The following is a 23530-nucleotide window of genomic DNA, read 5'->3' as shown; positions in this document are numbered from 1 at the left end:
TAATGTCATCAGAACCGCAACTGGAACATGGAAGACGAGTTGGCTTCGAGCCGATTCCCATCTTCGACCATCATGTGCACTCAGACGGCCGAAATGCCGATGACTACGAGTGGATGGCTCTTGGAGGAACCACTACCGTAATGGTTCCGTGCACGTCTGGTGAACCTCATCCAAGCCGGAGGGCATTTCGAGCCCGCTGCAGACGCCTATTGCATGATGAGGTTCATCGTGCGGCAGTGTATGGGATCGACGCTTATGTCGCGTTGTCCGTGCACCCGGGCGATCTTGCAGATGAGCCCGTCGATTTGGATGGGCTCTTGGATGAATTGGCTGTTCAGTTGAACCATGATCGTGCTCGAGCATTGGGCGAGATCTCACTCAGATCTGGGAGCAGTTTGGAACGCGAAGTTTTCGTTCGTCAACTCGTCCTGGCGAAGGAACTCGATCTGCCAGTGCTCGTCGAGACTTCCCCGGATCCCAAGTGCTACAGTGAAGCATTGCCCACCTACCTGGAGTTGATCAAAAAGTCGGGTGTCAATCCCGAGTTAATCAGCTTCATGGATATGGATGCGGACAAGTGGCGTCCTCTTGCCACGTTGGGATTTGGTCCCGCGGGGGTAGCCGTGTCACCCGCATCTGATCCGCTGTTCGGAGTCCGACGGAAGTTAACAGACACTGAAGTGGTACGCATGCTTGATGAATTCTCGATTGAGCACTTCATGCTTAACACTGGGTTCCACTTTGGCTCAGCTGACCCGATGGGGTTGGTGCGAGTCGCTCATCGGCTACAGGTTCGCCACGGGATGAGCGTTGACGAGGTGCATCGGTTGGTCGACGAAACCGCTCGTTGCACCTTCCTTACTGATGAGCGGAACTCGTGACATGGGTATGGACATCTCATCTCGGCCTGTGGAATGGGCGTCGCTTAGTGAAATCACAGCCAGCGACGTGAGTTTCGAAGGTGGCGCGATCTTTAACAGCATCTGCACTCGTCCACATCCCTTAGCCGCCCAAGTGATGGCAGACAATCTTCATCTGAATGCTGGTGACGGACGCCTGTTCCCGAGTGTCGCACGATGCGAGTCGGAGATTACGAATTTCTTGGGTGGGCTGATGGGTTTACCCCGGGCCGTCGGGATGTGTACCTCGGGTGCCACTGAAGCGAATCTCATCGCGGTTCACTCTGCGATTGAGAACTGGAGACGGAAAGGAGGACAAGGGCGACCACAGGTTATTCTTGGCCGCGGAGGGCACTTCAGCTTCGACAAAATCTCCGTTCTCCTCGGGGTCGAACTAGTCCTGGCGTGGTCAGACATCGACACGCTGAAAGTCGATCCAGAGTCCGTCTCGGAACTGATCAGCCCAAGAACGGCTCTCATCGTAGCCACAGCCGGTTCCTCAGAAACGGGGGCCGTCGATGACGTTGAATGGCTTTCAAGGGTTGCACTATCGAAGGGAGTTCCGTTGCATGTGGATGCGGCATCGGGAGGGCTGTTGATTCCTTTCCTCAGGGACTTGGGTGGCGCGCTGCCGGACATCGGCTTCAGAAATGATGGGGTGACCACCATTGCGATCGATCCGCACAAGTTCGGTTCTGCACCGATTCCTTCGGGCCATCTCGTGGCAAGAGAATGGACATGGATCGAAGGGCTCAGGACAGAGTCCCACTATCAAGGGACAGCGAGGCACTTGACGTTTCTTGGTACCCGTTCAGGTGGGTCTATCTTGGCGACGTATGCCTTGTTCGGCCACTTGGGCGAGAAGGGACTGCGCGGGATGGCTGAACAGCTGAAGGCCCTCCGGAGCCATCTCGTGGATCGGTTGCGTAAGGCAGGGGCGACGCTTGCGTATGTCCCTGAGCTTATGGTTGTGGCGCTCAAGGCAGATTCGGATGCGGTTAAAGTGCTCGAGCGGCGTGGGATATTTACATCTTATGCTAAGAGGTTAGGGTACTTGCGTATCGTTGTCCAGTTGCATATGTCAGAGGGTCAGGTCGATGGTCTTGTTGATGCCCTCCTGATGGAGGGAATTGTGTAATGAATCGATTAGCAACCACACGGCCGAAGTGGACTCCTTCTGAGGCCTTGCTTCCGCGAGAGCCAGGTTCTATCCCGAGTGAGATCTCAAGGGGGTCAGATATACGTCTTGAGATCCTCAAACCCGGGATCGTGGTTCTCCGCGAGGATCCCTCAGCTAAGACTGCTCCAGGGCAGGAGAGCGTCAGGGTTGCTGTCGAGTTTGTTAGTCTGTGCGGTAGCGATCACAAGCTGTTCGAGGGAACCTATCAAGGACCCCACCACTATCCGATCACCTTTGGTCACGAATGGTCTGGACGGGTTATCCACGCACCCGCTCAATCCCCATTCCGAGAAGGTGATCTCGTGACGGGTGATTGTTCAAGATATTGTGGTGAGTGCCGACAATGCTCGGTCGATCCCAATACGTGCCGAAGCGTAGAAAAATTCGGGATCACTGTCGATGGATTCAGTCGTTCGATCGTTGATATTTCCGAGAGATATCTGTATCCGGTGCCAGACGCTCTTCCTAGCGCGCTGGCAGCGATATGCGAACCGACCGCAGTAGCTTACCGGGCAGTCGCTCCACATGCGAATCTCGCGGCAGCGCACGGTGCCTTGGTTGTGGGAGCAGGTCACATTGGTCTCGCGGCAGTTTTGGTTCTCCAATCATTTGGGGTACGTGACATCACCGTTGCCGACACGGTCCCGGAGAGGTTGGCATTGAGCCGGGAGATTTTGGCTGGAATCAGGACCGAATCTGGTATCGAGATCCAACCTGGCGACACCTACTTTTCATTGAAACGGTGTGCCCAGTTCGGCTTTATTTTTGATGCAACAGGGTCCTCCGAGGGACTAGCGCAGGCGCTGGTCCGAGCGGACTTCCACGGCACTGTCGTCACTGTTGGGATGCTTCGTCAGCCGAAGGTTCCTCTGGACCTTGTGACGACCAAGGCTTTGCGCCTTTTTGGGAGTATCGGGGGCACCGGCGCTTTTCATGAGGTTATGGAGATTATGCTGGACCACGATGCGGAGTTCAGGCGCTTCATCGGCCGACAGGTTGTGCCGGAGGAATGGCAGACCGTATTTGTGACAAGGTCCACGAAGGTCAAGGATCAGATCCGATTTGGAGGCAGTTGTGGGTGAAATCCGACATCAGCAGTACCAAACTTGGTTGGAAGCGTGTGAGAGATGGAGGGAGTTCGAGGCTCTGTCTGCCTCTGAAGTGCAGGACCACCAGCTCAAGGAACTTAATGCGCAACTGAGCTACACGTTAGCGAATTCTCCCTTCTACAGCACGTACTGGGCGTCGTGTCCGCGGAACGTGTCCAGTTTGACTGAGTTGTCGAAGCTCCCTTTCACGACCAAGGAGGATCTTCGCGGTGGTTACCCCTCACAATTTGTGGCTGCAAAGGACTCGCTGATCATCCGTTATGGTGAGTCGACAGGTACCACAGGGCTGCCGACCTCATCGGCCATTACCTACCGCGATTGGATTCTGTGCAATGTGGCTGTTGAGGCTTCAGTAGGACACCTATTTGGGCCTGCAGACATGGTTTTCGTGTCAATTCCCTACGAGTTGGCTTTCGCCTCGTACGACTTGGACCGCGCCTTGGAAGCAATTGGAGCCACCGTCGTATCTACGGGTGCGCTGACTTCGGTCTGTCCGATCGATCGAGTTGCGCAGATGATGTGCAACGTTCATCCGGCCGGTTTGATTTGTACCCCAACTCGCGCGCTACGCATTTTCGACATGATTAGGGACATTGGGGAGGACCCACGACGGGTGGGCCTCAAAACACTGCTATACGTTGGCGAGACGTGCTCGTCGGCGAAACTGACGAAGATCGGAAAGATGTGGTCCGTCGATGTGGCTACCGCTTATGGTGCCACGGAGACTAACTCCTTGGGATTGCAGTGCGAACTTGGCCAACTGCACTTGACTGAGGATCGCTACATCTTTGAGGTGATCGATCCGCAAACCGGACAGACCGTGAAAGATGGTAGTTCAGGTGAATTGGTGGTGACCTCGATCGCAACCGAGGCAATGCCTCTGATCAGGTATCGCACCGGAGATGAAGTCACGGTGTCTCCCTCAGGGTCGTGTGCGTGTGGAAGCCCAAGGAGAACGATTCAGCATCACGGAAGACTCTCGGAGGGCTACGCGGTTGGCGGGCGACGTCTCAACAAGCTTGCCGTGGAGCAACAAGTTCTCTCCACCCGCGGCACGGGCCTGTACTACGCAGCTGGGGTGGAAGGCGATCAGCTGGTGGTTCGCGTGCAGGTTGAAGAAGGAGCGTTAGTCGAGAAAACATTGCGTAGTGTCGAGAATTCTGTTTCCCAGGCGTTTTCCGTGCCGTGCAGGGCAAGTTCGGTCAGTCTGTCCTCTATCATGGCGGCGATGGACCAAATGCTGAAGCCGGGGAGCTTAAATCTTGAGCATTTGAGAGCCGTTGAATGAATGGGACAGTCGGCATTGTGGGTTGCGGTCGGCTTGGACGATCGATCGGTTCTGTTCTTGCTGAGACCCGACAGCAGGTCGTTTACTGTGATGCAGATCAGGGCGTTGTACAGTGGGCGAAGAGTCAGGGGCTTGATGCAAGTAGTGAGTTGGCTGCCTTCGCCGGGGGATGCGAGCTCATCTTATTGTGCGTTCCTGCTGAACAAGTTGGTGATGTCGTCTACACCTGTGTCAGCTGTAATCCGCGAGCGGAAATTGTCAGCTTGGTTACCAAGCCTGTTGTGAACGGTGGTTCTTATCGGAGGGCCCGCCCAATTGCACAGCATCTTGCGATTGCAGATGGGCGTCCATGGGCAATCGTTGTGGATGATCGTGAGACGGCGGATTTTCTTCGTCCTGTGCTCCCCGGGCGGGTGCACATCGTTATCGACGGCGCATTGGATGTCGGAAAGCTGAATCGCGCCGCGACCCGGATGGCGCTGAGTGCCTGTGTCCAAGCCGAGCACCTCCTGAACTCCATGGGGGCAGTCGCTCCAAGTGTCAAAGTCGGCATTCGGAATATCTTGCTGGGGACCATAATGGAATACGATCGTGATACGAGCAACCCCTATTTGACGGAGCTTCTCTCGGAACTATTGAGGACCCTCGAGGAGTAGCCCGCGCGGGTTTTCATCGATACTAGAAAGATTGGAGATCAATGTGAGTCTGCGCATGACTGAGATTGAATCCGTGTTGGCGGATGAAGCCGTTTTCAATTTGGATCCATCCAACCTGTTGAGCGATTTTTTGGGAAGGGATGTCTCGGCACCTTCGTTGGGGGTGAAGGGTATTCATCACTGGGCCACGTATATCGGAGAGTACCGCCACGATACTGAATTGGAGGAAGCGGTTTCGGCAATCAGTGAGCGAGAGGGCATCGGCAACGTTCGTTGGGGACCGTCGCACATCGCGCCGCATTTCTACGGGGTGTCAGGATATTGGATCAATCTCGATAATCACGGAAGACAGCTCGAGTTCTTCGCATGCAGGGAGACGTCGTCGTGGATGGCAAGGCCACAAGAGGAGCGTAAGCGCCTCATGTCCCATCCGGGTCTGGAGGTTGATGCCCCGGAGTTAGTGGGACCCCTCCTCGAGTTCTTGGCAGTGTTGGGACATCGCACGAGTTCGTTACATTTTGAGCCTATGGATCAACTTGGGCACACGTACGGTCACCTTCAACGAATTGACAACGGCTCCGTCATAGAACTCGTCCATGAGACCCAGTCAGGTAGCCTGAGTGTGGGCTGGTGATGCGAGACTTGCCTTGTGAAGGTCGCAGTGTGTGACGGGTGTGGTCATTGAGTCGCTGTAGCCAGCATGGCCATGGTCTCCTTCTCCTGTCGTCCGAGTTCTGCGAGCATGGCTCCGCCGCGCTCAAGATCATGGACGATCGATGCACGGGTTGCGTGCATCAGGAGGTCCGCAAGTGAAGTCCAAGTACTCGCGAGTTCATCATATTGGGTGGCTGCTTGAAGGTACGCCCGGTTCTGGCAGAGCGCATGTGCCTCTCGCAAGAAGTCTGCCCACAAGGATCGGAACATCCCTCCTCCGGTGCCCCCCCGCTCCATGAATACCCCCACTCTGTGGGCGGTCGCTACCGGATCTTCCAAGGTCTCAGCCCACGAAGTGATGCGCCCAGCCGCTTTCGCGATGCCTTTATGGCCGCTATTGCCGAAGGTGGGATTGAGGAAATCGGTTGCTGTTCGGTGTATGGCACTTCTACAGGAGTCCCTCGTCGGAACTACTGGGTGGTCATCCTGACTCGCTATCGTGAAAGCAAGATGTCGGGAACTCATGGCACCGGTTGCTGCTCGGGCACGGGCGACGCTGGCCGTCGATGTTGACTTGATTCCCAATGGTTCCGTCTCCACTACCACGACATCCTCGTCCGAGCAGCTCAAACATGCAACGTAATGGGCGGGGAAATGATGGTGCTCATTAGTATATTCCAAGTAGAAGCGGTCAAGCTTCAACGCGACAACTCTGCCTTCGGCGAGGTGGTGACGCAATGAGGCCTCAGCCTTGCGGGATGAGCTGGTTTGTTCCTCGTTCAGGCCGATTTCCAGGGCGGCCGCAGCGTTGCGTATAATCTGGTCCGGTTGGATGCGTCCTCCTAAGAACGGTGTGGGCATTTTCTTGGAATGCCAGAAAATGAAAGACAAACCTCGACCAAGGCCGAAGGCCATCGGCTCGGTGATCATGGTTCCAGCACTCAAGGCTAGGTTCATGAAAGCAGTCGTTTCGCAATGAACCCCTGAGTACGGTTGCTGCGAGATGGTACTCACTGTGAGTCTACCTCCAATCTACTCGGATTCTCGTGTTCAAGTGGTAGTAAGTCGTTTGAATGACAGTATGTTTGAGTTGCATGAATGGATCACTAGCAATGTAGGTTTTCGGTTTTTCGGCCGAACACTGTGCAGGATTGAGAGTGCTCACGAATCGTTGCCACGCCCAAGGACGACGCTGTGAGTGTTGCCCGCCAAGCGTTGTCGTCGAGGGTGAGCATCGTGACTAACGGTGAGTTATCTGGGCTGAACCTGGTAGTGGTAGTTTCGAGAGGTGGGTCGCCGTTGCATACGCTTGTGAAGTGCTGTGATGAACCCATGAACAGGAAGCATCCTCCGGGGCGGAGAATGCGGCTGACTTCGGCAATCATGCATGCAGGGTTCGCTGACTCCGTGAGAGGTTCAAGGCAAATGACCGCCGTGAACTGGTCGTCGCTGAAGGGCAGGCATGTGGCCGTGAAACTGCGGTATCGTGTGAGACGGTGGCGTGCCGATGATTCCACATGCTCGCTTTCTTGGTTTCTTGGAGGAGTATCCGATACCCACAGAGTTAAAACCGCATCACGTAAAGCTGCTGCCAGGCTTCCGTCTGAGTCATCCCTTGGGTCGATCAGTAGGATTTCTTGCTGGAGGTTATCGTCCCGCAGCATGGCGCTTAGGTCTTCCAAGGGGAAGGGAAAGTTGCCGTCGCTCAAAGAGCCAACGGTGCCCTCGTAAGTGACATGGGTCAGATGGTCCTTGTCCGATTCGCAGGCCATGGCAACGGAGTGGGGGGTATGCAACCCGAGGATGTGATGACGATCCAGCCCCAAGGGGCCCGAGAGGGTTGCGTCATGGAGTGCTTGGAATGCCCTCTCCTCGAGAGCCGCCAAGTCAGCGATTCCTTCCGCGAGGAGAGCCGTGGCGGACACTGGGTCGAGTGAGTCCCTTGTGTCCATCAGCGCATCGATCAACTCGTCCCACCTCGCTCGGATTACGTTAAATTGAGGGAGGATGCGTTCCAGCCTGCGGCTGACCGACCGATCTGCCAGTTCAGTCAGGAAGGCGTAGAACATCGCCCTGAAGTTGGCTCCCCCTGTCCCTGCATAGCGCCAGAAACGTCCGATCTCGAATGCATGGCTTCCAATCATTGGCCAGTCCATAGGCCGGGAACCCCAGAGTTTGGCCATGAGTTGCATTCCGAATAGGCCACCGTCACGTTCCCTGCCCTCCAACATGCGACGTGCGGTTCTGTGAGCTGCTCGCCAGGCCCTATCGGTGACCATGTCAGGACTTGAAAGAGGGGGATCGACAGTGAGGAATAGTACCTTATGAGGAGAGGGTTCAAATCCCTCTGTAGATGCTCGAGCCGTCTTGAGTGACTTGATGGATACAGGCTGCAAACCTCCCTGCTGCTGAGTGTCTACAACCCAGGCGACGTCATCATTGAGGGCGCAAACGGTCAGACAGTGTGCAGAGAAGTGTGTACGGGAGGCAAAGTGATCCAAGTGATAGATGTCAACGGTGACTCCTGCCGGCGTGCTCCGACCAACTCGCCGTGACAACTCTACGTGCCCATCCGTGGGCGTGGCCGACTGCACTTCGTGAAGGCTTGTGTTGAGCGCGGTGCTGGCTGCTCGGGCTATGGATAGGGTGTGTGTGCGCCCTGTGATCATAGGTGGCGTGGATGTTATGCACGGCGACTGCCAGTATCGGAAATCGATGCCTTCGCCGAGACCGAACATCATGGGTTCCGAGATGTCTATTCCTCTAGCTGCCAGCAGATTGACCATCATGGTGGTCTCGCAGTGGTCGCCCGCTCGGGGACGCCACGGTAGGAGAAGTCTTTCATGCGCAAGCTGCATGTCCGTCCCACATTGCGGTCCTACTGTCCCATCCATGGCCACGTCCTTTCACAAGGTGCCCAACCGGGCACGACAGTTAGCGGATGCTTTGCCAACAATCTCCTGGATGCTACGAAAGGTCTAAGTGAGTCAGTCTGTCCGAGGCGAGGGTCAGCCAAGCGTCATGCGTCAAGTTCTATGAGATGAGCACATATTCCAGTATGGAATGTGTGTCACTATAGCCGCGCGAGCATGCGATGGGAAGGGGTGTAGTGATCCTGCTGGGAAGGCCGTAGCGACTACGATATTCAATGAAACGGGCTCGTCGAAGCATTCCAGTGCTAGAATGATGCGCCATGCATGAGTTGTCGCCATCGGAGTTGCTCGTCTTGGGCCTGCTGGCTGAGGGCGCCACCCACGGCTACGAGTTGGAGCGTCTGATTCGTGCGAGAGGTGTTCGGAATTGGACGTCCTTGGGTACTTCGTCAATCTATTACGTGCTCCGTCGCCTTGAAGATCATGGACTCATCGTCAGCCACAAAGAGAGCCCGGCGGAGAAGGCTCGGCGTGAGTTCAAGCTGACGCACGAAGGGCGAAAGATGTGCGCAGAGGGCTCTCTGAGGCTGCTCAGAGAGGTGAAGCTAGTGCATGCTCCGGTACTTGTCGGCATGGCGAATCTAGAGCTTCTGGATCGCAGTGATGTTTTGCTCGCTCTTCGGGAGCGGCGAAACAACGTTGCCGAGTGTCTTGAGGGGCTCATTGGAGCGAGAACGAACCCAGACGTACCCCTGGTGGCAAGGCTTATCTTCGACCATCCCGCTGCCGTTCTCGAAGCGGAGCTTAAGTGGATCGACGGGACGATTGCCACTCTTGAGGAGATAGATGACTAGTGAGTGATTATAATATCAGGCATGCAAGGCGAGACCTCTACTCTGCAGGTCGCGATATGTGGGTCCCGGTTGTTCCCGCGATGAACTTTCTCGTTGCTTACGGCAAGGGAAGTCTGAAAATCAGCGAGGACTGCGCAGCGGTGGTGGAGAAGTTATACATCTACTCCTATGCTATCCGTGCCTTGGTGAAGAAGGAGCCTGATCGGGTACGCGTCGTGGGACCGTTGGAGGGTACGTGGAGTGTAGAAGACCTTAGAACATTCCGCAGAGAGGACAAAAATTCATGGGAGTGACGAGGATGATCGTCCAGCCCGACTGGATCGCACTTGACATGTTTGAACGGGCAAGAGTGGTTGCTGATGATCGAAAGAAGCTCAGTGCGGGAAATCTTTTCAGATTTGAGGTCTTTGCGGAGGACGAGGCTGTTCAGTACCTCCACGTTGGGTCCTGTGATGGGGAGACCTCGGCGGTGGCTCGGCTTTATGAGGTCTTCCTTTCCAAGGTTGGCATCATGAGATCTATCTGTCCGATACTCGCCGCATTTCCCGGCCCGGCTGCGTATGATCATTCGGCAGCCTGTAACCCGCGTGAGCTAACCATTTTGTCGCGGCGGCCTTGAATAACCGGTGCAGGGTGGGTTGAGCAGGAGAGGTTGCGAGATGTGTGAAGATGCTATTCGCTCCATTTGTCGAAGTTGCCATGGTGGATGCGGAGTGCTTCTCCGCCGTGACGATGCGGATGAGCGGGTCTGGGTGCAAGGAGATCCTTCTAATCCTAACAATCACGGCTTTTTGTGTGCCAAGGGGAGGGCCGCCTCGGCCTTGGCGCGACATCCAGACAGACTGACACGTCCACTGAGGAGAATCGGGCCACGGGGTGAGGGCTTCTTTGAAGAGATCGAGTGGGATCAGGCGCTGTCCATCGTCACAGAACGTATTCGCGATGACGTCGCCACCGCAGGCCCACGGAGCGTTGTCCTGGCTCAAGGCACGGATCGAAACTACCAAGAGTGGGTCTTTCGATTTGCCAACTCGCTCGGGACTCCGAACGTGATGGGGCCTGCAGACATATGCTTCTATCCACGTGTGATGGCGGGCATTCTCACGATGGGCGGCTTCACTTTCGTGGACTACGAGGGTAAGCCTGAAGTAGTCCTGTTGTGGGGAAGTAATAAGCCGATGACCAATAGTGACGGGGTCATTGGCATTCGACTCCTTGATGCAATCGCTGGGGGGACTCAGCTAGTGGTCGTGGACCCGGTTGAGACATCAGTTGCCCGACGGGCACGGGTGCACCTTCAACTACGGCCTGGGACTGATGCAGCCCTAGGCCTTGGTCTCATCCACCAGGTATTTGAGCTTGGGTTGATTGATGCGGACTTTATCGCCAACCATACGACCGATGCTGAGTTGCTACGTGAGCATACGCGTGGATGGACTTTGGATCGCACCGCTGACGTGTGTGGCTTGGAGGCTGAGGATATTTTTGAGGCAGTTCGCCTATACGGTGGTGCGGCTTCTGCGGGGATCGAGATGGGGACAGGTGCTCAGCAGAGCAGAGACTCCTTCAGCTCGGCTCGTCTGTTGGTCATGCTTTCCGGGCTATGTGGGAACATAGACGTTCCGGGCGGTGACGTGTTGTGGGACCCCCCAGGAATTGTCGGCCGCAGGACGATGCCGGGTTCGCAGTTACTGCCCGGTGGTGCCGAGAAAGATCGACTTGTGGGTTCGCATCAAATCTTGGGCATGTCTGGGTGGGCCCATTCCAGTACCGTGTTTGAGGCCATTTTGAGTGGAAAACCATACACACCGCGTTCGTTGCTCGTTTTCGGCTCGAACCTCTTGGTCAGCTATGCGAACTCGATGCAGGTGGAAAGGGCATTGCGCAAGGTTGGCTTCGTGATGGTTGCTGACATGTTCTTGACGCCGACTGCATATTACGCTGATGTGGTGCTTCCAGTTCCCAGCTGGGTGGAGCGGGATCAGATCGTTGAGCATGCGAACTATGTGGCAGCTCGGAACGCGGTATTGTCCCCGATGGGAGAATCTCGATCGGATGAAGAGATCATTACCGAACTAGCTATGCGCTTAGGTCTAAAGGGATTCTGGGAGAGTCCCTCCCAGTCTTTGGATGCCAGACTTGCCCCGGTGGGACGGAATTGGATGCGGCTTCAACGGGACCAGTACTGGGCGAACTCGCTGCGGTACTGCAAATATGAAACCGAGGGCTTTCCGACGCATGATGGGAGGTTTCATTTTGCCCCATCAATATTGAAAAAGTGGGGCTTCCCCTCCTTGCCGGAGTTCTCGGATCCTGGGTCCTTCAACCCCTCCGCACCTTTGATACTTACCTCGCGGCATTCACCCTTCTATTTCAATTCTGAGTTCCGAAACGTGGAAGCGTTGCGAGACAAGCAACCCTACCCAATCGTTGAGGTATCTCGGCAGGTAGCTGCTGACCGAGGTCTAGCTTCAGGGGAGTGGGCCGTTATTGAGAGAAACGGAGAGGTGGCATTCTTCAAGGTGCGAGTGTCCGACCGTATCCGCTCAGATACGGTTTGTGCGTCCGCATCTTGGTGGTATCCAGAGATGGGGACGCCGGAGTCATGGCAGTTGTCAAATATCAATGCTTTGACTGATGACTGCTGGTCAAGTCCTGAAATGGGGTCGGCAAACCTCAGGGGGTGTCGGTGCGATGTGCGCACGTTGACCCCTTCTGAACGCGAACGGATCCGAGCGGCTTTTGAAGCGACTCCCCCGAACGTTGGTGATGATGACCGACGAGCCCGAATCAGGACGCGCAGGCGGGTGGTGCCACCCTGACAAGGGCGTCAGGAAGACGAATTTCGAGTAGGTCCACGTGTGGCTGGGGCGTTGCGGTTGGGCTTTCCATGTAGTGCAGATAGAAGGGTTCGGGTAGGTGGTTCACGTAGATGTCACCGAGATGCGCGCCGACGAGCTTGTCGAAGTGGTCCTTGATCTCGAGAGGTCGCTTAGGTTGGATTCGTCTCTGCATGGAGTAGCCAGCGGGAATCAGCGTCAGCTTGTAAACGTGGCCGACTCTGATAGTAAAGGCGGCTTGAAGTGCCTCGTAGTCGGGTTGTTGGAACAAGAGCCCGGGTTCAAGGAGTCCACCCGGGAAGGACTTGGGGTAGAGGAGACCGACGTACTGGCAATTCATGCCACTGAAGCCGGCCTCGAAGGCAAAGTGGATGAGTTCTCTCCACTGTTCGATTGTGGGGGTGTGTTGGCTTGTAGGGCAGGTAATAACGAGTCTATCCGTTTGTCGCGAACGACTCCATCTGGGGGGATGATGCGATGGGGTACTCACGCTTCGAGCGTATCACCGGGTTTCTCCGCGCATCGAGTTGGTTCGGAGGTGGGGAATGCCGTTCGCTGAGTTGAACATGGAGAAGTACCATGTCATGGGTCGTTCATGTGAGTCTTTTTTCCTACTTGGTGGCGGTGGACGACGCGCGAATGTGTGCCTAGGCACGCATGAACATGGCCTCACCGCCTCCAATTGTGGTTCATCATGCGGGCACAGTTGGTGCTCGGAACGCCAGGATGCTCGGGACCGGTGTTGCGAACTTGTAGTTCCTTTGCTCAGGAACGCCCTTGTCTGTCGCGGTATGAAGCTTGACGTTCAAGCTCTTGCTGATCGGTGTTTCGTCAGCGTGCCACACTTCCGCAGGTTGGTCGCTCAGGTATTTGGAGCGGGTTTCACATCAATCGTGTGGCGCTATCGGGTGTTGTCCGCTTACTACTCGGTCCTGTTTGAGGGATGTTCCCTCAAGTATGCGGCGAGTTTCTACTGCTTCAGGGGTCTTCGAGATCTGATCCTGCGTTCCCAGCGGTGGTTGGGCCTTCCCTCATCGTGGTTGGAGAACCCGGTTTCGGTGAGCTCTTTGGAGCGCCTAGACCATGTTTCGTCTCGAGCTCGAGAGAACTGGCAGTGTTTGTCCTATGTTGGTTCCATTAACTGTTTAGGTGAGGTTGCGCGATGCGTAGCATGCTCGAAGTGTGATGGGACCGTCGACGATCTCATATGCGTCGTCTACGGTGACCCCACCCAAGTTGATCTGTTCCGATTCGATGTTGGCTTGCGGTTGGCTGAATCTGGACCGTTAGATACCTGTAGCTCCTCGGTTCTCGTCACCCCTTCTGAATTGGGAATCTCCATACCGCATTGGGGACCCATGGATTTCATCGATATGACATGTCGAGAGCTCGCGATCAGGGGCGCCTACGTCGGGGCATTGCCCTTGGGCTGTTCACCGATAGACAGGCCGGTCAGGATCGAATTTGTCGATGGCTTACGGTCGAAGCCGATAGTGTTCATGCCGGTGGCGAACGTTCGCCGTTAAACGAGTCGTGGGTGAGTTGAGAGCTGGAGGCGATGCGTGATGCCAAACTCACCGGTTACCAGTGAACCGGATGCTCACTATGGTGAATCTGACTATCAGCGGCCCCTGCGGAAGGTCTCGGTGCTTACCTCCCCGGTGGTGATGGTTTCACCGGCCAGCCACGGTTCCACCATCGCCCAGGTGGGCTCGTGGTGCCCGACGCTGGCATGCAGGAAGCGGCGCAGTGGTGGCACCGGAATCTCATCGACCGGCTCCCGGGAGAAGACCATGAGCATCAACGGCACCGGATTTAGCTCGGGCCCCAACGGTGGCTGCTGGTAGGGCAAGGGCAGCGCCTTGGCCCCATGGCGACGGTAGAAGGCCGCCCTGGCGGCTGGATCACCATGACGCGGATCGACCGTCGGCGAGGCGGGATCTTCCACCTCGCCGACCAGGAAACGCGCCCCCTGACGGTGGATCTCGTCGATGACATACTCCAGCAGCAGGGAACCCAAGCCCTCGCCACGCCGGGATTCGGCGACGGCCACCCAGCTCAGCTGGCGGATCTCCGGTTCCCCATACTCATCCATCGTCACCACCGCGGCCCATGAATCGCCGTCGGCGATGGCGAAGGCCTGCAGGCTCCCGCACACCACCGCCTCAACGAACTCCTCGCGGGTACACCGCTCATCGGGTGGGAAGCTGACGAAGATCAACTCGTCGAAGATCTGTCCGATCTGCTCCCCGTCGGTGACGCGGATGATCTCCATCTCAGCCTTGGGCCTGGATCGCGGTGATCGCCACGGTGTTGACGATGTCGGCCACCAAGGCGCCGCGGGACAGGTCGTTGACCGGCTTGTTCAAACCTTGCAGCATCGGCCCGACGGCGATCGCCCCGGCGGTGCGCTGCACTGCCTTGTAGGTGTTGTTGCCGGTGTTCAGGTCAGGGAAGATGAACACCGACGCACGACCAGCCACTTGGGAACCGGGCATCTTCTGCCCGCCGACTTTGGGATCCATGGCGGCATCGAACTGGATCGGCCCGTCGAAGGCGAACTCCGGGGTGGTTCCCCGGATCAACTCGACGGCGGCCTTCACCGCATCGACATCCTCACCCTTGCCAGAATCGCCGGTGGAGTAGGACAGCATCGCGACCCGCGGCTCAATATCGAAGGCCTTGGCGGTGGCCGCCGATGAGATGGCGATGTCGCACAGCTGCTCGGGGGTCGGGTTCGGGTTTACCGCACAATCCGCGAAGACCAGCACCTGGTCGGGCATGCACATCAGGAAGGAACCCGACACCGTTTTGAGACCCGGCTTGGTCTTGATGAACTCCAGGGCGGGACGAATCGTGTTCGCGGTGGTGTGGGTCGCGCCCGAGACCATGCCATCGGCCAGCCCCAGATGCACCATCATCGTGCCGAAATAGGACGGGTCGGTCATCTTCTCGCGGGCCTGCTCCAAGGTGACCCCCTTCTTGGCGCGCAGTTCCGCGTAGGTGGCGGCGAATTTCTCGACCAGTTCCGGGTCGTACATTGACTGGATCTTCGCACCGGTGATGTCGAAGCCGAGGCTGGCCGCGTCGGCCCGCACCTTGGCTTCTTCACCTAGCAGCACTAGATTGGCGACGCCGCGGGTCAGCAGGATTGAGGTGGCTTCCAGGATGCGTGGATCCTCCGACTCAGGAAGCACGATGGTCTTCTTGTCGGCGCGGGCCTTCTGCATGATCTGGTATTCGAACATCCGCGGGGTGCGCAGTTGAGTGCGGGCCACGTCGAGGGCGCCCACTAGGGCTTCTTCGTTGATCCGGTCCTGGAACAACTTGAGGGCCTCGGCGTATTTGCGCTGCGAGGAGGTCATGTCACCCAGCAACGAGTGCAGCTTGGCAGCGGTGTCCCACGAACCCGTCTCGACGGTGCCGATCGGGATGTCCACTTCGATGCCGTCGAGCAGGGTGGTGATCGAGGCTGGAATCTCGTAGCCGCCGACCAGCAGGATCGCAGCCAAGTCGGGGAAGGTGTCGGAGGCGTGGGCCAGCAGTAGCCCGGGCAGCATCTCAGCGCGGTCCGAGGCGAGCAGCAAGGTGCACTCGGGCTCCAGACGCGACAGCATATTGGGCATCGACATGCCGCCGATCACCGTCGACAGGGATTCCCGGTCGAGCCAAGCCTCCGAGCCACGCCACATCGTTGCACCGACGGCGGTGAACTGCTCGCGCACCGAGGGGGCCGACAATAGGGCGGATTCCGGTAGGGCCCCGGACACGCCACGGTTCAATTCCCCCAGCCGCCACGCAACGTCGTCGACGTTGGCCACGTTGACCCGGTTGGCGATGATCGCGGCGAGGTTGATGTGCTGCTCGTCGAAGGCGCGGATGGCGTTCTGCGCCGAGGCGGTGATCTGGTCGATGTCGCGGTCCATGCCCGAGACTGTGAGCACCACCGGGGCGTTCAGGTTCGCGGCGATGCGGGCATTGAGTTCGAGTTCGGTGGGGGTGGTGGCCCCGTCGTAGTCGGTGCCGATGACCACCAGGGCGTCGAAGCGGTCCTGGAGGGCCCCGTACTGTTCGATGATCGAGGTGATGGCTGCTTCCGGATCGGTCTGGGCGTCGGCGGCCTGCACACCCACGACTTCGTCATAGGTCTGGTCGATACCGGTGTGCGTCAACAGTGCGTGGGTCAGGTCGTCGTGATCCCCCCGCACGACGGGACGGAACATGCCGACGGACTTCACCTGTCGGCTGAGGGTCTCAATGAGGCCCAGGGCGATGGTCGACTTGCCGACGAGGGCTTCCGGGGATGCGATGTAAACACTCTTGTTGGTCACGATACGAACCTACGCCCAAGTGCCCACAGTTTCCGGAAGTTCGTGGCTTTTGGCCGACGGGTTCGCCCGGATACCGCAGCCACGCACCGCTTTGTCTTCGCCGAGTGCCATCCGAGATGTCATTACTCAGCTCTGACGACAGCAGACGAGCCGCTGGATGGCGATGTCGGCGTACAGCACCAGGTCGTCGAAGCTCGCCACGTGCACCACCTCGCACAGCCGGAACAGTTCGGGTGCGATGCTGGTCAGCCGGTTCGGTGCCTGCGTGACCAGTTCCGGATGGAAACTCACCTGCGGATCGCGGTCGAAGATCCCGGCATAGAAGATGCCCGATTCCACCAGGTCCTGGAAGAAGTGCGAGCCCTGGGAGAGCTCCGGCAAGAACCCCCCAGCCGCGTGGGTGAACTCGGCGATCACCGTCGCATTGCTCAGTTCGGTGAAATGCACCGGAATACCCAGTGATGGGGTTGTAGTGCCCCAGCGGCCCGGGCCCATCACCATGAAGGATTCACCGGCCAAGGCCTTGTTCAGCACCCCGATCCCGCGGGCCACCGCGTAGCGTTCCTGCTGGCCGAGCGCGAGATAGGCTTCTGGGCGGACGAGGATCACGTGCGAGATCGGTGCCCTAAGGTTCCCGCCCATGAAGCTCCCGTGGGTGGATACCAGCACCTTGTCCGGGTCTGGGTCGACGGGCATCTCCACCGCCTGGCCTAGCCCCCGGAACTGCAACGGGCGGCATTGCACAAGGTTGAACATGGGAACATCGTCGACCATGTTGATCGTGTATTCGATGTCCACCGGATGGTCATATGCGCTCGTTAAAGCCTCCATGATGGCCCGGAATAGGTCGCCAAGGTCGGTTTGCGACAGCAACTTGGCGAAGTCGAGCACCATCGGGGTGCGGGTGTACGGCCGGTTGTTTTCCCGCAGCCAGCGTAGGGTCTCGGTGTCCACCGACAGGAAGTGTTTCCAATCGGTGCCTAGGTCGAGATCGCATACCTCGGTCAGCGGCAGGGTCTGGGCCCGGTTCTGTGGGATGCACAACACGTCGACGTAGCGCTGGGTCCGGTTGTCTGCCCCCGTCCCGACCCTACGCAGGGGATCGTCCAGGGTGACGATTTTCGCGTGGTCGGTGATCGTCCGGTCCACCGCCCGGGTACCGAGCCCAAGAACCAGTCGCAGCATCCCGGCTTGTGGATCCATCTCGGGATCCCAGACGTAGGCATTCGTCGAATTGCCGACTCCCGCTGCGTGCGGGAAGAAGTAGTCCCCATGCCGGGCCCCCGACACCCGCTGCACCAAGATGGCCATCTGCTCGTCGGCGGCATCCAACCCGCGATGGCGCCGGTATTCCAGGGCCTCCGAGCCCATCAGTGAAGCGTAAACGGTGCGAATGGCGTCCTCAAGAGCGAAAAGCCGGTCATCGAGGGAGCCTTGGTTGGTGCAGAACACCGATTCGTATTTGCCCGCGAAGGCATTGCCAAAATTGTCCTCAAGCAGTGAAGAGGAACGCACGATGATTGGATCGGTGCCGAAATGGCCCAGCAGGGTGCGCAGCTGTTCCCGGATGGCGGGCGGGAAGGTGCCGGTCGTCAGGCGCTTGTTGAGCCGTGCGCCCGCAGTGAAGTAGCCATCGGGGGATTTCTGGTCGGCCCACAGCTTCCACCAGCCGTTGGCGATGATGAAAGTGTTGAACAGGTCGGAGCCCAGGAAGAAGGAATCGTGGGATTCCATCCGGCCAGCGAACCTTCCCGAGGGATGGTGGGACAGAATCGCCCGGGCCATCAGCATCCCCGTCGATTTGCCACCGATCCATCCGGTGCCGACGATCCGATCGACGATGCCCATGAGATCGTCCAGGGTGAAATGCCTACGCGCCAGTTCAACCACCCGGGGATCGTGGGCAATGGCCATGCCGATGATCTCGGCCTTCGCCGCGTCACATTCCCCCTCATCGAGCGAGGCCAGGGCGGTGTTGCCCCGGCGGATCGCCGTATGCCAGGGATCCAGCACCTCGGTCTCCGCCGTCGCATCCAGTCGTCGCAGGGTGCGCCGGTCGGTGAGCCGGTGGGCACCGGTGCTGTCGAGTTCCCAGGCGCCCGGAATCTGCGAGGTGCCGCGCAACCACACCTTCAATGGGCGCACCACGATGCGGCCGTCGAGGCGCTGCACGTCGATGAGCAGTTGGGTGGTGTCAGACAGCGTCGCCGAGGTAGCCAGGGTGTGGGCGTCGCGCAGCACACCGAACCACCCGATACCGTCCTGGTCGAACAGCGCGGGGCACACCACCTTGAACAGGTTGGCCACGGCGACGTCGGAATACCAGACGCGCAGCAGGGCGGTCAGCGGGTCGAAGACGTGAAAGGCGTGGGGGCCGTTGTGGGCGATCAGGGAATCCACCGCTGAGGTGAAGGATTCGAAGCCGCCCCGTGGGTCGACGTGGTCGACGACGATCCGAGGGTCACGGATCAGCGGCTCGCCGCCCAGGACATCGTTGTCGGCGAAGCGCACGTGGTGCACCGCCCGCCCCTCGTCCAGGGCGTGGCTGACGAAGTCTTGGGTGAGTTTCCGGTAGTCGCTGAGGTCGTCGAGGCGCCACATCACGCAGTCGCCGAGGCGCATCCCGTCGATAATTCCATCGAGGGCGGGGTTTCCAGTCGACGCGCGGCGGTAGGAGGTGACCATGGTTCAGCCGTGAGCGGTGGCGAAAGAATCCATGAAGTCGATCAGGGCACGGACCCCCTCAATCGGCATCGCGTTGTAGAGCGAGGCTCGTAACCCGCCGACGGAACGATGCCCGGCGAGATTCATCAGCCCCGCCTGCTCGGCCTCGGCGACGAATACCTTGTCAAGGGAGGGATCAGCGAGCAGGAAGGGGACATTCATCCAGGACCTGGCATCGGGGGCCACCGGATTGGAGTAGAAGGGTGAGGAGTCGATGGCCGCATACAGCGCCTCGGCCTTCTCCTGGTTGCGCCGGGCCATGCCGTCTAGTCCGCCGTTGTCGGCGATCCAGTCGAGAACCAATCCCAGCATGTAGATGGAAAAGGTAGGGGGAGTATTGAGCATCGAATCCGTTTCGGCCATGGACTTGTACGACCAGATCGAGGGAATGCCGGGGTGGGCTCGGTCGAGCAGATCCCTGCGCACGATCACCACGGCCATGCCGGAGGGGCCCATGTTCTTCTGGGTTCCGGCGTAGATGACTCCGTGCGCGGCGACGTCGAGCGGACGGGAGAGGATCGTCGAGGAGAAATCTCCAACCAGCGGGATCGCGCCGGTGTCGGGCACATAACTGAATTCGACACCACCGATGGTTTCGTTGGGGGTGTAGTGCACATAGGCGGCATCCGCGTCGATGGTGAACGATCCGGGAGCGGGCACCGTGGTGTAGTTGGAGGCTTTCTCGTCGGCGATCACGCGCACCTGGGCTCCGAGCGTGGTGGCTTCCTTGCATGCCTTGGCGCTCCACTGGCCGGTGTTGATCAAATTAACGAGAGCACCGCGGGGGGCTAGGTTCATCGGGATGGCGGCAAATTGTCCGTAGGCACCTCCTTGGAGAAAAAGAACCTCGTAGTCGTCGGGAATTTCTAGCAGGGTGCGCAGTTTGTGGCGGGTGGCGGTTGCAGTGGCGACGAAATCCTTGCCGCGGTGGGAGACCTCCATCACCGACATGCCGTCCTTCCAATCGGTGAGTTCGGCGGCGGCCCGCTCAAGCACCTCAAGTGGCATCATTGACGGCCCGGCGGAGAAGTTGTAGGTGCGCATGGGGTGATTCTCCCACTGGGTGCATGGTGCGAGCAGCTGGTCCACGGCGAGCTTTCGGGTGGCAGATGGCCAGAGCAGTCATGGATGCCTGGTGTTCAGGCGTAACGGTCAGATGAGATAGCCGTGCTGATGTTCTGCACTCAAAAGCCATCTGCTAGGTGTGGCTGTAGTCATGTCTGTTGGCCGATAGGCCATCACTTAGCGGCGGCGGTGGCGGTAGCCCCAATCGTCCCAATCGCGCCAGCCGCGGTCCCAGCGGTCACGATGATCATGGCGATGACGACGCCAGCGGTCGTCATCGTCATCGTCGTCGTCATCATCATCGTCGTCGTCGTCATCATCATGATCCCACTTGTTGTGATGATCCCGCCTGTTGACTGGCGGCGGAGGTGCGGTGGTGGGGGCCGGGGCCTGTGGCTGGACGCTGGGAGCCTGCTGATTGGTTCCGGAATCCTGACCCTGGGATGCGGCACCGGCATCGTCTGGTGCGGGAGCCTGGGGAGCGTCGGCCGGTGCTTGGGGTTCCTCGCTGACCACCGGTGTGGGCGTCCCACTGATTGCGACATGTGCCTGCTCGACTGTTGGGGACGATGTCGAGGTCACCGTCTGTGTCGGGGCGACGGTGGTTGTCACAGTGGGACGCCCCACACGGTTGCCGACGATGAGACCGGTGCCCAGGAACAACAAGCCCAAGCCTGCGGCGATGACAAGCCGCGGCTTCGCCACGATGCTGCGGGTCCGCTGGAGGATCGGGACCAACTCTTCATCGGGATCGAATGTCATGGACGCGTGTTCCTGCCTTGTTCAGTCTCCGTCGGCGCGGGGGACTAAAACATAGTAGAGTTTCACCGGTTCACTTCAGGGTACAACAGTGCATCCAAATATCCGGGATTCTTCCTGCGTGTCCTGCCTACTTGGGACCGATTGCGCATCGCGCGCTTTGAGTGATCCAGCTGGACAGCTGTGTGACCAGGATGCACTGATACGCTGGGCTCACGGTTTCGTCTGCCTCTCGTCATGGTCCGGCCCAGTGCCGTCGTCGGTCCGGTGTCGTGGGGTGGTGGCTGGGCAGCAACCCGCTCCCCGGTTCGATGCGTTTCTGCTTGTCATAGGAGAGTGAGCCGATGGTCCCGGATCTTTCCCATTTCCCGCGACTCCCGCTGGGGCTGTGGCCCACCCCGTTGGAGGAGGCCCCCAGGTTGGGTGAGGCGTTGGGTCGTCGGGTGCTGGTGAAACGCGACGACATCAACGGCTTGGGTGGTGGTGGGAACAAGCTGCGCAAGCTGGAGTTCCTGCTCGGCCAAGCGCGCGAGGATGGCGTTGCGACGGTGATCACCTTCGGGGCGTTGCAGACCAATCACGGTCGCCAGACAGCGGCGGCGGCCGCGAAACTCGGGATGCGCTGCATTCTGGTGCTGACCGCATCGGTTCCCCGCAACGGGGTCGCCTACCGGGAATCGGGCAATGTTGTGCTGGATCATCTCTTCGGCGCTGAGGTACATGTCTGCGAGAGCGCAGGTGAGGCGGGGGAACTCACCGATTCGCTGGTGGCCGCGGAGACGGCTGCTGGTCGGGAAACCATGGTCATCCCGATGGGCGGGTCCGCGGGCCTGGGTGCGCTGGGCTATGTCGCTGCTGCTGCAGAACTTGATGCCCAACTGGGGGAACTGGGTATTACCCGGGCCCGGGTTGTTGCTCCATTGGGTAGTGCTGGAACCGCTGCTGGGCTGGTGGTTGGGGCGGCAGGGCTTGATTGGCTGTTGGATCTCCCGTCGGTGTTCCGGCCAGCTGATCAGGCTAGGCAGCGTCTGATGGAGCTTGTCGCTGAAACTGCTGAGTTGCTCGGGGTTGATTCGCCGTCGATGGAGCGGGTGATGGTGAGTGATAGGGCACTTGGTGAGGGCTATGGGGTGCCGACGCCGCAGGTGTGGGAGGCGCTTGCCCTATTTGCCCGGACCGAAGGCATCATCTTGGATCCGGTCTATACCGGGAAGGCTGCGGCACATCTGCTCGCCGGGGGTGATGGTGATTCGGAGCTTCCCGTCGTGTTTATCCATACTGGTGGTTCACCGGGCCTGTTTGCCTACCAGCCGGAACTGGCCGCTGCTCTCGGGGTGGATAGTTGACCCCGCGGGTGCTGGGGAACCGCCGGCGACCATTCATCTGTAGTTTTTGATCGGTGTGGCAGGCGATGAACTTCATTCAATTTGGCAAGTAGAATACTCCTAGCCGTCAACACCCTGCCCTCCTATAATTGGGCCATTTAGGCCTGTCTGGATGCCGTGTTGGAAGGTGGCTAGGAGGTTTCGGGTGATTTGGTCGTGTTTGCGGGTGAGGAGTTCTCGTTTGCCGAAGGTGACGGTTGGTGGGGTGTGTTTTGTGCGGGCGCGTTTGTAGGCGGTTTTGACTGCTTTGGTGATGTCGCTGGAGCGGATGTTGGTTGCTAGCCATTGTGGGTCGAAGGTGGCGCTGATGGGTTGGCCGAAGATGCCTAGGGTGATGGTGAGTGCGTTGTCGTAGGCGGTGGCGGTGGTGTGGTGGCCGATCCATGTGGTGGGTTCGGTGTCGCCGAGGGCGGTGAGTTCGGCGTCGACTTTGGCGTGTTCGCGGTCGGCTAGTTGGAGGGTGTGCCATCCGAAGGGGCCGGGGTAGGGTTCGGCAGGTAACGGGTCGGGGGAGGGGAGCCGGTGTCCGCCTTGGTGGTAGATGGCGTTGATGGCCATGAATATGATGCCGAAGGCTTCGTCGAGGCTGGAGTGTGTGAGTTTGTGGCGCCAGTTGAGTGATACCCGTACGCGTTGTAGGTCGAAGGTGGGGGTCATCCATACTCGGACGGCTCCGGTGGGGTCGGGGAAGCCTTTGTCTGGGGACCAGTGCTCGGTGTCCTCATCATCGCCGGTGTCCTCGTCATCGTTGGTGTCGTGTTCTTGGTGGGTGGGTGTGTGGTGGCCACCGAGCATGGGTTGTGTGGGGTCGAGGGGGTCGTGGTCGTCGTGCTCGGGTTCTGGTTGTGGGTAGTTCGGTGCTGCTAGGAACTCGTCATCGGTGTCGTCGAAGTGCCATATAGATCCATCCATT

19 protein-coding genes are annotated in these 23530 nt (G+C 58.7%); 11 read left to right on the top strand and 8 right to left on the bottom strand.

The features are described from left to right. Positions 1 to 2: 2 nt before the first annotated feature. From HMPREF1531_RS03995 to HMPREF1531_RS03970, 6 genes are read left to right on the top strand one after another with little or no spacing between them, the layout of a single operon-like run. Positions 3 to 881, top strand: coding sequence for a TatD family hydrolase (locus HMPREF1531_RS03995; RefSeq protein ID WP_016668624.1), 879 nt, complete (start codon positions 3 to 5; stop codon positions 879 to 881). Continuing rightward, positions 865 to 2037 (top strand): tyrosine decarboxylase MfnA, encoded by a 1173-nt coding sequence (gene mfnA, locus HMPREF1531_RS03990; protein ID WP_084669264.1) that lies wholly within the window; start codon positions 865 to 867, stop codon positions 2035 to 2037. Before HMPREF1531_RS03995 ends, mfnA begins: the two co-directional genes overlap by 17 nt. Then, positions 2037 to 3161 (top strand): zinc-dependent alcohol dehydrogenase, encoded by a 1125-nt coding sequence (locus HMPREF1531_RS13200; protein WP_016668622.1) that lies wholly within the window; start codon positions 2037 to 2039, stop codon positions 3159 to 3161. Before mfnA ends, HMPREF1531_RS13200 begins: the two co-directional genes overlap by 1 nt. Beyond that, on the top strand, positions 3154 to 4476 hold the full coding sequence (locus HMPREF1531_RS03980) for a phenylacetate--CoA ligase family protein (protein ID WP_016668621.1): 1323 nt from the start codon (positions 3154 to 3156) through the stop codon (positions 4474 to 4476). The genes HMPREF1531_RS13200 and HMPREF1531_RS03980 overlap by 8 nt, the downstream gene beginning before the upstream one ends. Continuing rightward, positions 4473 to 5132: an NAD(P)-binding domain-containing protein gene (locus HMPREF1531_RS03975; RefSeq protein WP_016668620.1), complete on the top strand. Its 660-nt coding sequence runs from the start codon at positions 4473 to 4475 to the stop codon at positions 5130 to 5132. The genes HMPREF1531_RS03980 and HMPREF1531_RS03975 overlap by 4 nt, the downstream gene beginning before the upstream one ends. A 43-nt stretch (positions 5133 to 5175) precedes the next feature. Further along, positions 5176 to 5766, top strand: coding sequence for a hypothetical protein (locus HMPREF1531_RS03970; protein ID WP_051123326.1), 591 nt, complete (start codon positions 5176 to 5178; stop codon positions 5764 to 5766). A 44-nt stretch (positions 5767 to 5810) separates the two neighbouring features. Here HMPREF1531_RS03970 and HMPREF1531_RS03965 read toward each other — a convergent pair whose 3' ends face one another. Both HMPREF1531_RS03965 and HMPREF1531_RS03960 read right to left on the bottom strand, forming a co-directional pair. After that, positions 5811 to 6800 (bottom strand): BtrH N-terminal domain-containing protein, encoded by a 990-nt coding sequence (locus tag HMPREF1531_RS03965; protein WP_016668618.1) that lies wholly within the window; start codon positions 6798 to 6800, stop codon positions 5811 to 5813. Positions 6801 to 6892: 92 nt separating this feature from the next. Then, entirely contained in the window at positions 6893 to 8644 is a 1752-nt protein-coding gene (locus HMPREF1531_RS03960) for a BtrH N-terminal domain-containing protein (RefSeq protein WP_036897164.1), read from the bottom strand. A 335-nt stretch (positions 8645 to 8979) separates the two neighbouring features. On the opposite strand from HMPREF1531_RS03960, the gene HMPREF1531_RS03955 reads away from it, so the two are divergent. Genes HMPREF1531_RS03955 through HMPREF1531_RS03945 form a run of 4 tightly spaced genes read left to right on the top strand, consistent with a single transcriptional unit; the run spans position 8980 to position 12335 of the window. Beyond that, entirely contained in the window at positions 8980 to 9513 is a 534-nt protein-coding gene (locus HMPREF1531_RS03955; protein WP_016668616.1) for a PadR family transcriptional regulator, read from the top strand. Then, entirely contained in the window at positions 9513 to 9806 is a 294-nt protein-coding gene (locus tag HMPREF1531_RS03950; protein WP_051123324.1) for a hypothetical protein, read from the top strand. The genes HMPREF1531_RS03955 and HMPREF1531_RS03950 overlap by 1 nt, the downstream gene beginning before the upstream one ends. After that, positions 9797 to 10132 (top strand): hypothetical protein, encoded by a 336-nt coding sequence (locus HMPREF1531_RS12795; RefSeq protein ID WP_016668614.1) that lies wholly within the window; start codon positions 9797 to 9799, stop codon positions 10130 to 10132. Before HMPREF1531_RS03950 ends, HMPREF1531_RS12795 begins: the two co-directional genes overlap by 10 nt. Positions 10133 to 10172: 40 nt before the next feature. Continuing rightward, on the top strand, positions 10173 to 12335 hold the full coding sequence (locus HMPREF1531_RS03945; RefSeq protein ID WP_016668613.1) for a molybdopterin-containing oxidoreductase family protein: 2163 nt from the start codon (positions 10173 to 10175) through the stop codon (positions 12333 to 12335). Positions 12336 to 13974: 1639 nt separating this feature from the next. Here HMPREF1531_RS03945 and HMPREF1531_RS12790 read toward each other — a convergent pair. The 5 genes from HMPREF1531_RS12790 to HMPREF1531_RS12785 all read right to left on the bottom strand — a co-directional run bounded on the left by HMPREF1531_RS12790 (position 13975) and on the right by HMPREF1531_RS12785 (position 21235). Continuing rightward, positions 13975 to 14628, bottom strand: coding sequence for a GNAT family N-acetyltransferase (locus tag HMPREF1531_RS12790; RefSeq protein ID WP_016668610.1), 654 nt, complete (start codon positions 14626 to 14628; stop codon positions 13975 to 13977). 1 nt (position 14629) lies between these two features. Then, the gene (gene pta / locus HMPREF1531_RS03925) at positions 14630 to 16684 is read right to left on the bottom strand and encodes a phosphate acetyltransferase (protein ID WP_016668609.1); all 2055 of its coding nucleotides are present in this window, start codon (positions 16682 to 16684) and stop codon (positions 14630 to 14632) included. Positions 16685 to 16810: 126 nt separating this feature from the next. After that, positions 16811 to 19369, bottom strand: coding sequence for a PEP/pyruvate-binding domain-containing protein (locus HMPREF1531_RS03920; RefSeq protein WP_016668608.1), 2559 nt, complete (start codon positions 19367 to 19369; stop codon positions 16811 to 16813). A 3-nt stretch (positions 19370 to 19372) separates the two neighbouring features. Beyond that, positions 19373 to 20452, bottom strand: a complete 1080-nt coding sequence (gene serC / locus HMPREF1531_RS03915) for a 3-phosphoserine/phosphohydroxythreonine transaminase (protein WP_016668607.1) — start codon at positions 20450 to 20452, stop codon at positions 19373 to 19375. 198 nt (positions 20453 to 20650) lie between these two features. Then, a complete protein-coding gene (locus HMPREF1531_RS12785) occupies positions 20651 to 21235 on the bottom strand; it encodes a hypothetical protein (protein WP_016668606.1) in 585 nt (194 codons plus the stop codon). A 341-nt stretch (positions 21236 to 21576) separates the two neighbouring features. On the opposite strand from HMPREF1531_RS12785, the gene HMPREF1531_RS03905 reads away from it, so the two are divergent. Then, on the top strand, positions 21577 to 22578 hold the full coding sequence (locus HMPREF1531_RS03905) for a D-cysteine desulfhydrase family protein (protein ID WP_016668605.1): 1002 nt from the start codon (positions 21577 to 21579) through the stop codon (positions 22576 to 22578). A gap of 99 nt (positions 22579 to 22677) precedes the next feature. Here HMPREF1531_RS03905 and HMPREF1531_RS03900 read toward each other — a convergent pair whose 3' ends face one another. Then, entirely contained in the window at positions 22678 to 23529 is an 852-nt protein-coding gene (locus HMPREF1531_RS03900) for a hypothetical protein (protein ID WP_016668604.1), read from the bottom strand. Between the last annotated feature and the right edge of the window lies 1 nt (position 23530).

The sequence above is a fragment of the Propionibacterium sp. oral taxon 192 str. F0372 genome (genome assembly GCF_000413315.1).
GTDB lineage: Bacteria > Actinomycetota > Actinomycetes > Propionibacteriales > Propionibacteriaceae > Brooklawnia.
This window is presented reverse-complemented; position numbering and strand designations above follow the sequence as displayed.

Bases quoted from the DNA above. Each gene is read 5' to 3' on its own strand.
- HMPREF1531_RS03960 (WP_036897164.1), bottom strand. From the start codon at position 8,644: ATGCAGCTTGCGCATGAAAGACTTCTCCTACCGTGGCGTCCCCGAGCG.
- HMPREF1531_RS12785 (WP_016668606.1), bottom strand. From the start codon at position 21,235: ATGACATTCGATCCCGATGAAGAGTTGGTCCCGATCCTCCAGCGGACC.
- HMPREF1531_RS13200 (WP_016668622.1), top strand. From the start codon at position 2,037: ATGAATCGATTAGCAACCACACGGCCGAAGTGGACTCCTTCTGAGGCC.
- HMPREF1531_RS03995 (WP_016668624.1), top strand. From the start codon at position 3: ATGTCATCAGAACCGCAACTGGAACATGGAAGACGAGTTGGCTTCGAG.
- HMPREF1531_RS03900 (WP_016668604.1), bottom strand. From the start codon at position 23,529: ATGGATGGATCTATATGGCACTTCGACGACACCGATGACGAGTTCCTA.
- HMPREF1531_RS03920 (WP_016668608.1), bottom strand. From the start codon at position 19,369: ATGGTCACCTCCTACCGCCGCGCGTCGACTGGAAACCCCGCCCTCGAT.
- HMPREF1531_RS12795 (WP_016668614.1), top strand. From the start codon at position 9,797: ATGGGAGTGACGAGGATGATCGTCCAGCCCGACTGGATCGCACTTGAC.
- HMPREF1531_RS12790 (WP_016668610.1), bottom strand. From the start codon at position 14,628: ATGGAGATCATCCGCGTCACCGACGGGGAGCAGATCGGACAGATCTTC.
- HMPREF1531_RS03905 (WP_016668605.1), top strand. From the start codon at position 21,577: ATGGTCCCGGATCTTTCCCATTTCCCGCGACTCCCGCTGGGGCTGTGG.
- mfnA (WP_084669264.1), top strand. From the start codon at position 865: ATGAGCGGAACTCGTGACATGGGTATGGACATCTCATCTCGGCCTGTG.
- HMPREF1531_RS03945 (WP_016668613.1), top strand. From the start codon at position 10,173: ATGTGTGAAGATGCTATTCGCTCCATTTGTCGAAGTTGCCATGGTGGA.
- HMPREF1531_RS03955 (WP_016668616.1), top strand. From the start codon at position 8,980: ATGCATGAGTTGTCGCCATCGGAGTTGCTCGTCTTGGGCCTGCTGGCT.
- HMPREF1531_RS03975 (WP_016668620.1), top strand. From the start codon at position 4,473: ATGAATGGGACAGTCGGCATTGTGGGTTGCGGTCGGCTTGGACGATCG.
- serC (WP_016668607.1), bottom strand. From the start codon at position 20,452: ATGCGCACCTACAACTTCTCCGCCGGGCCGTCAATGATGCCACTTGAG.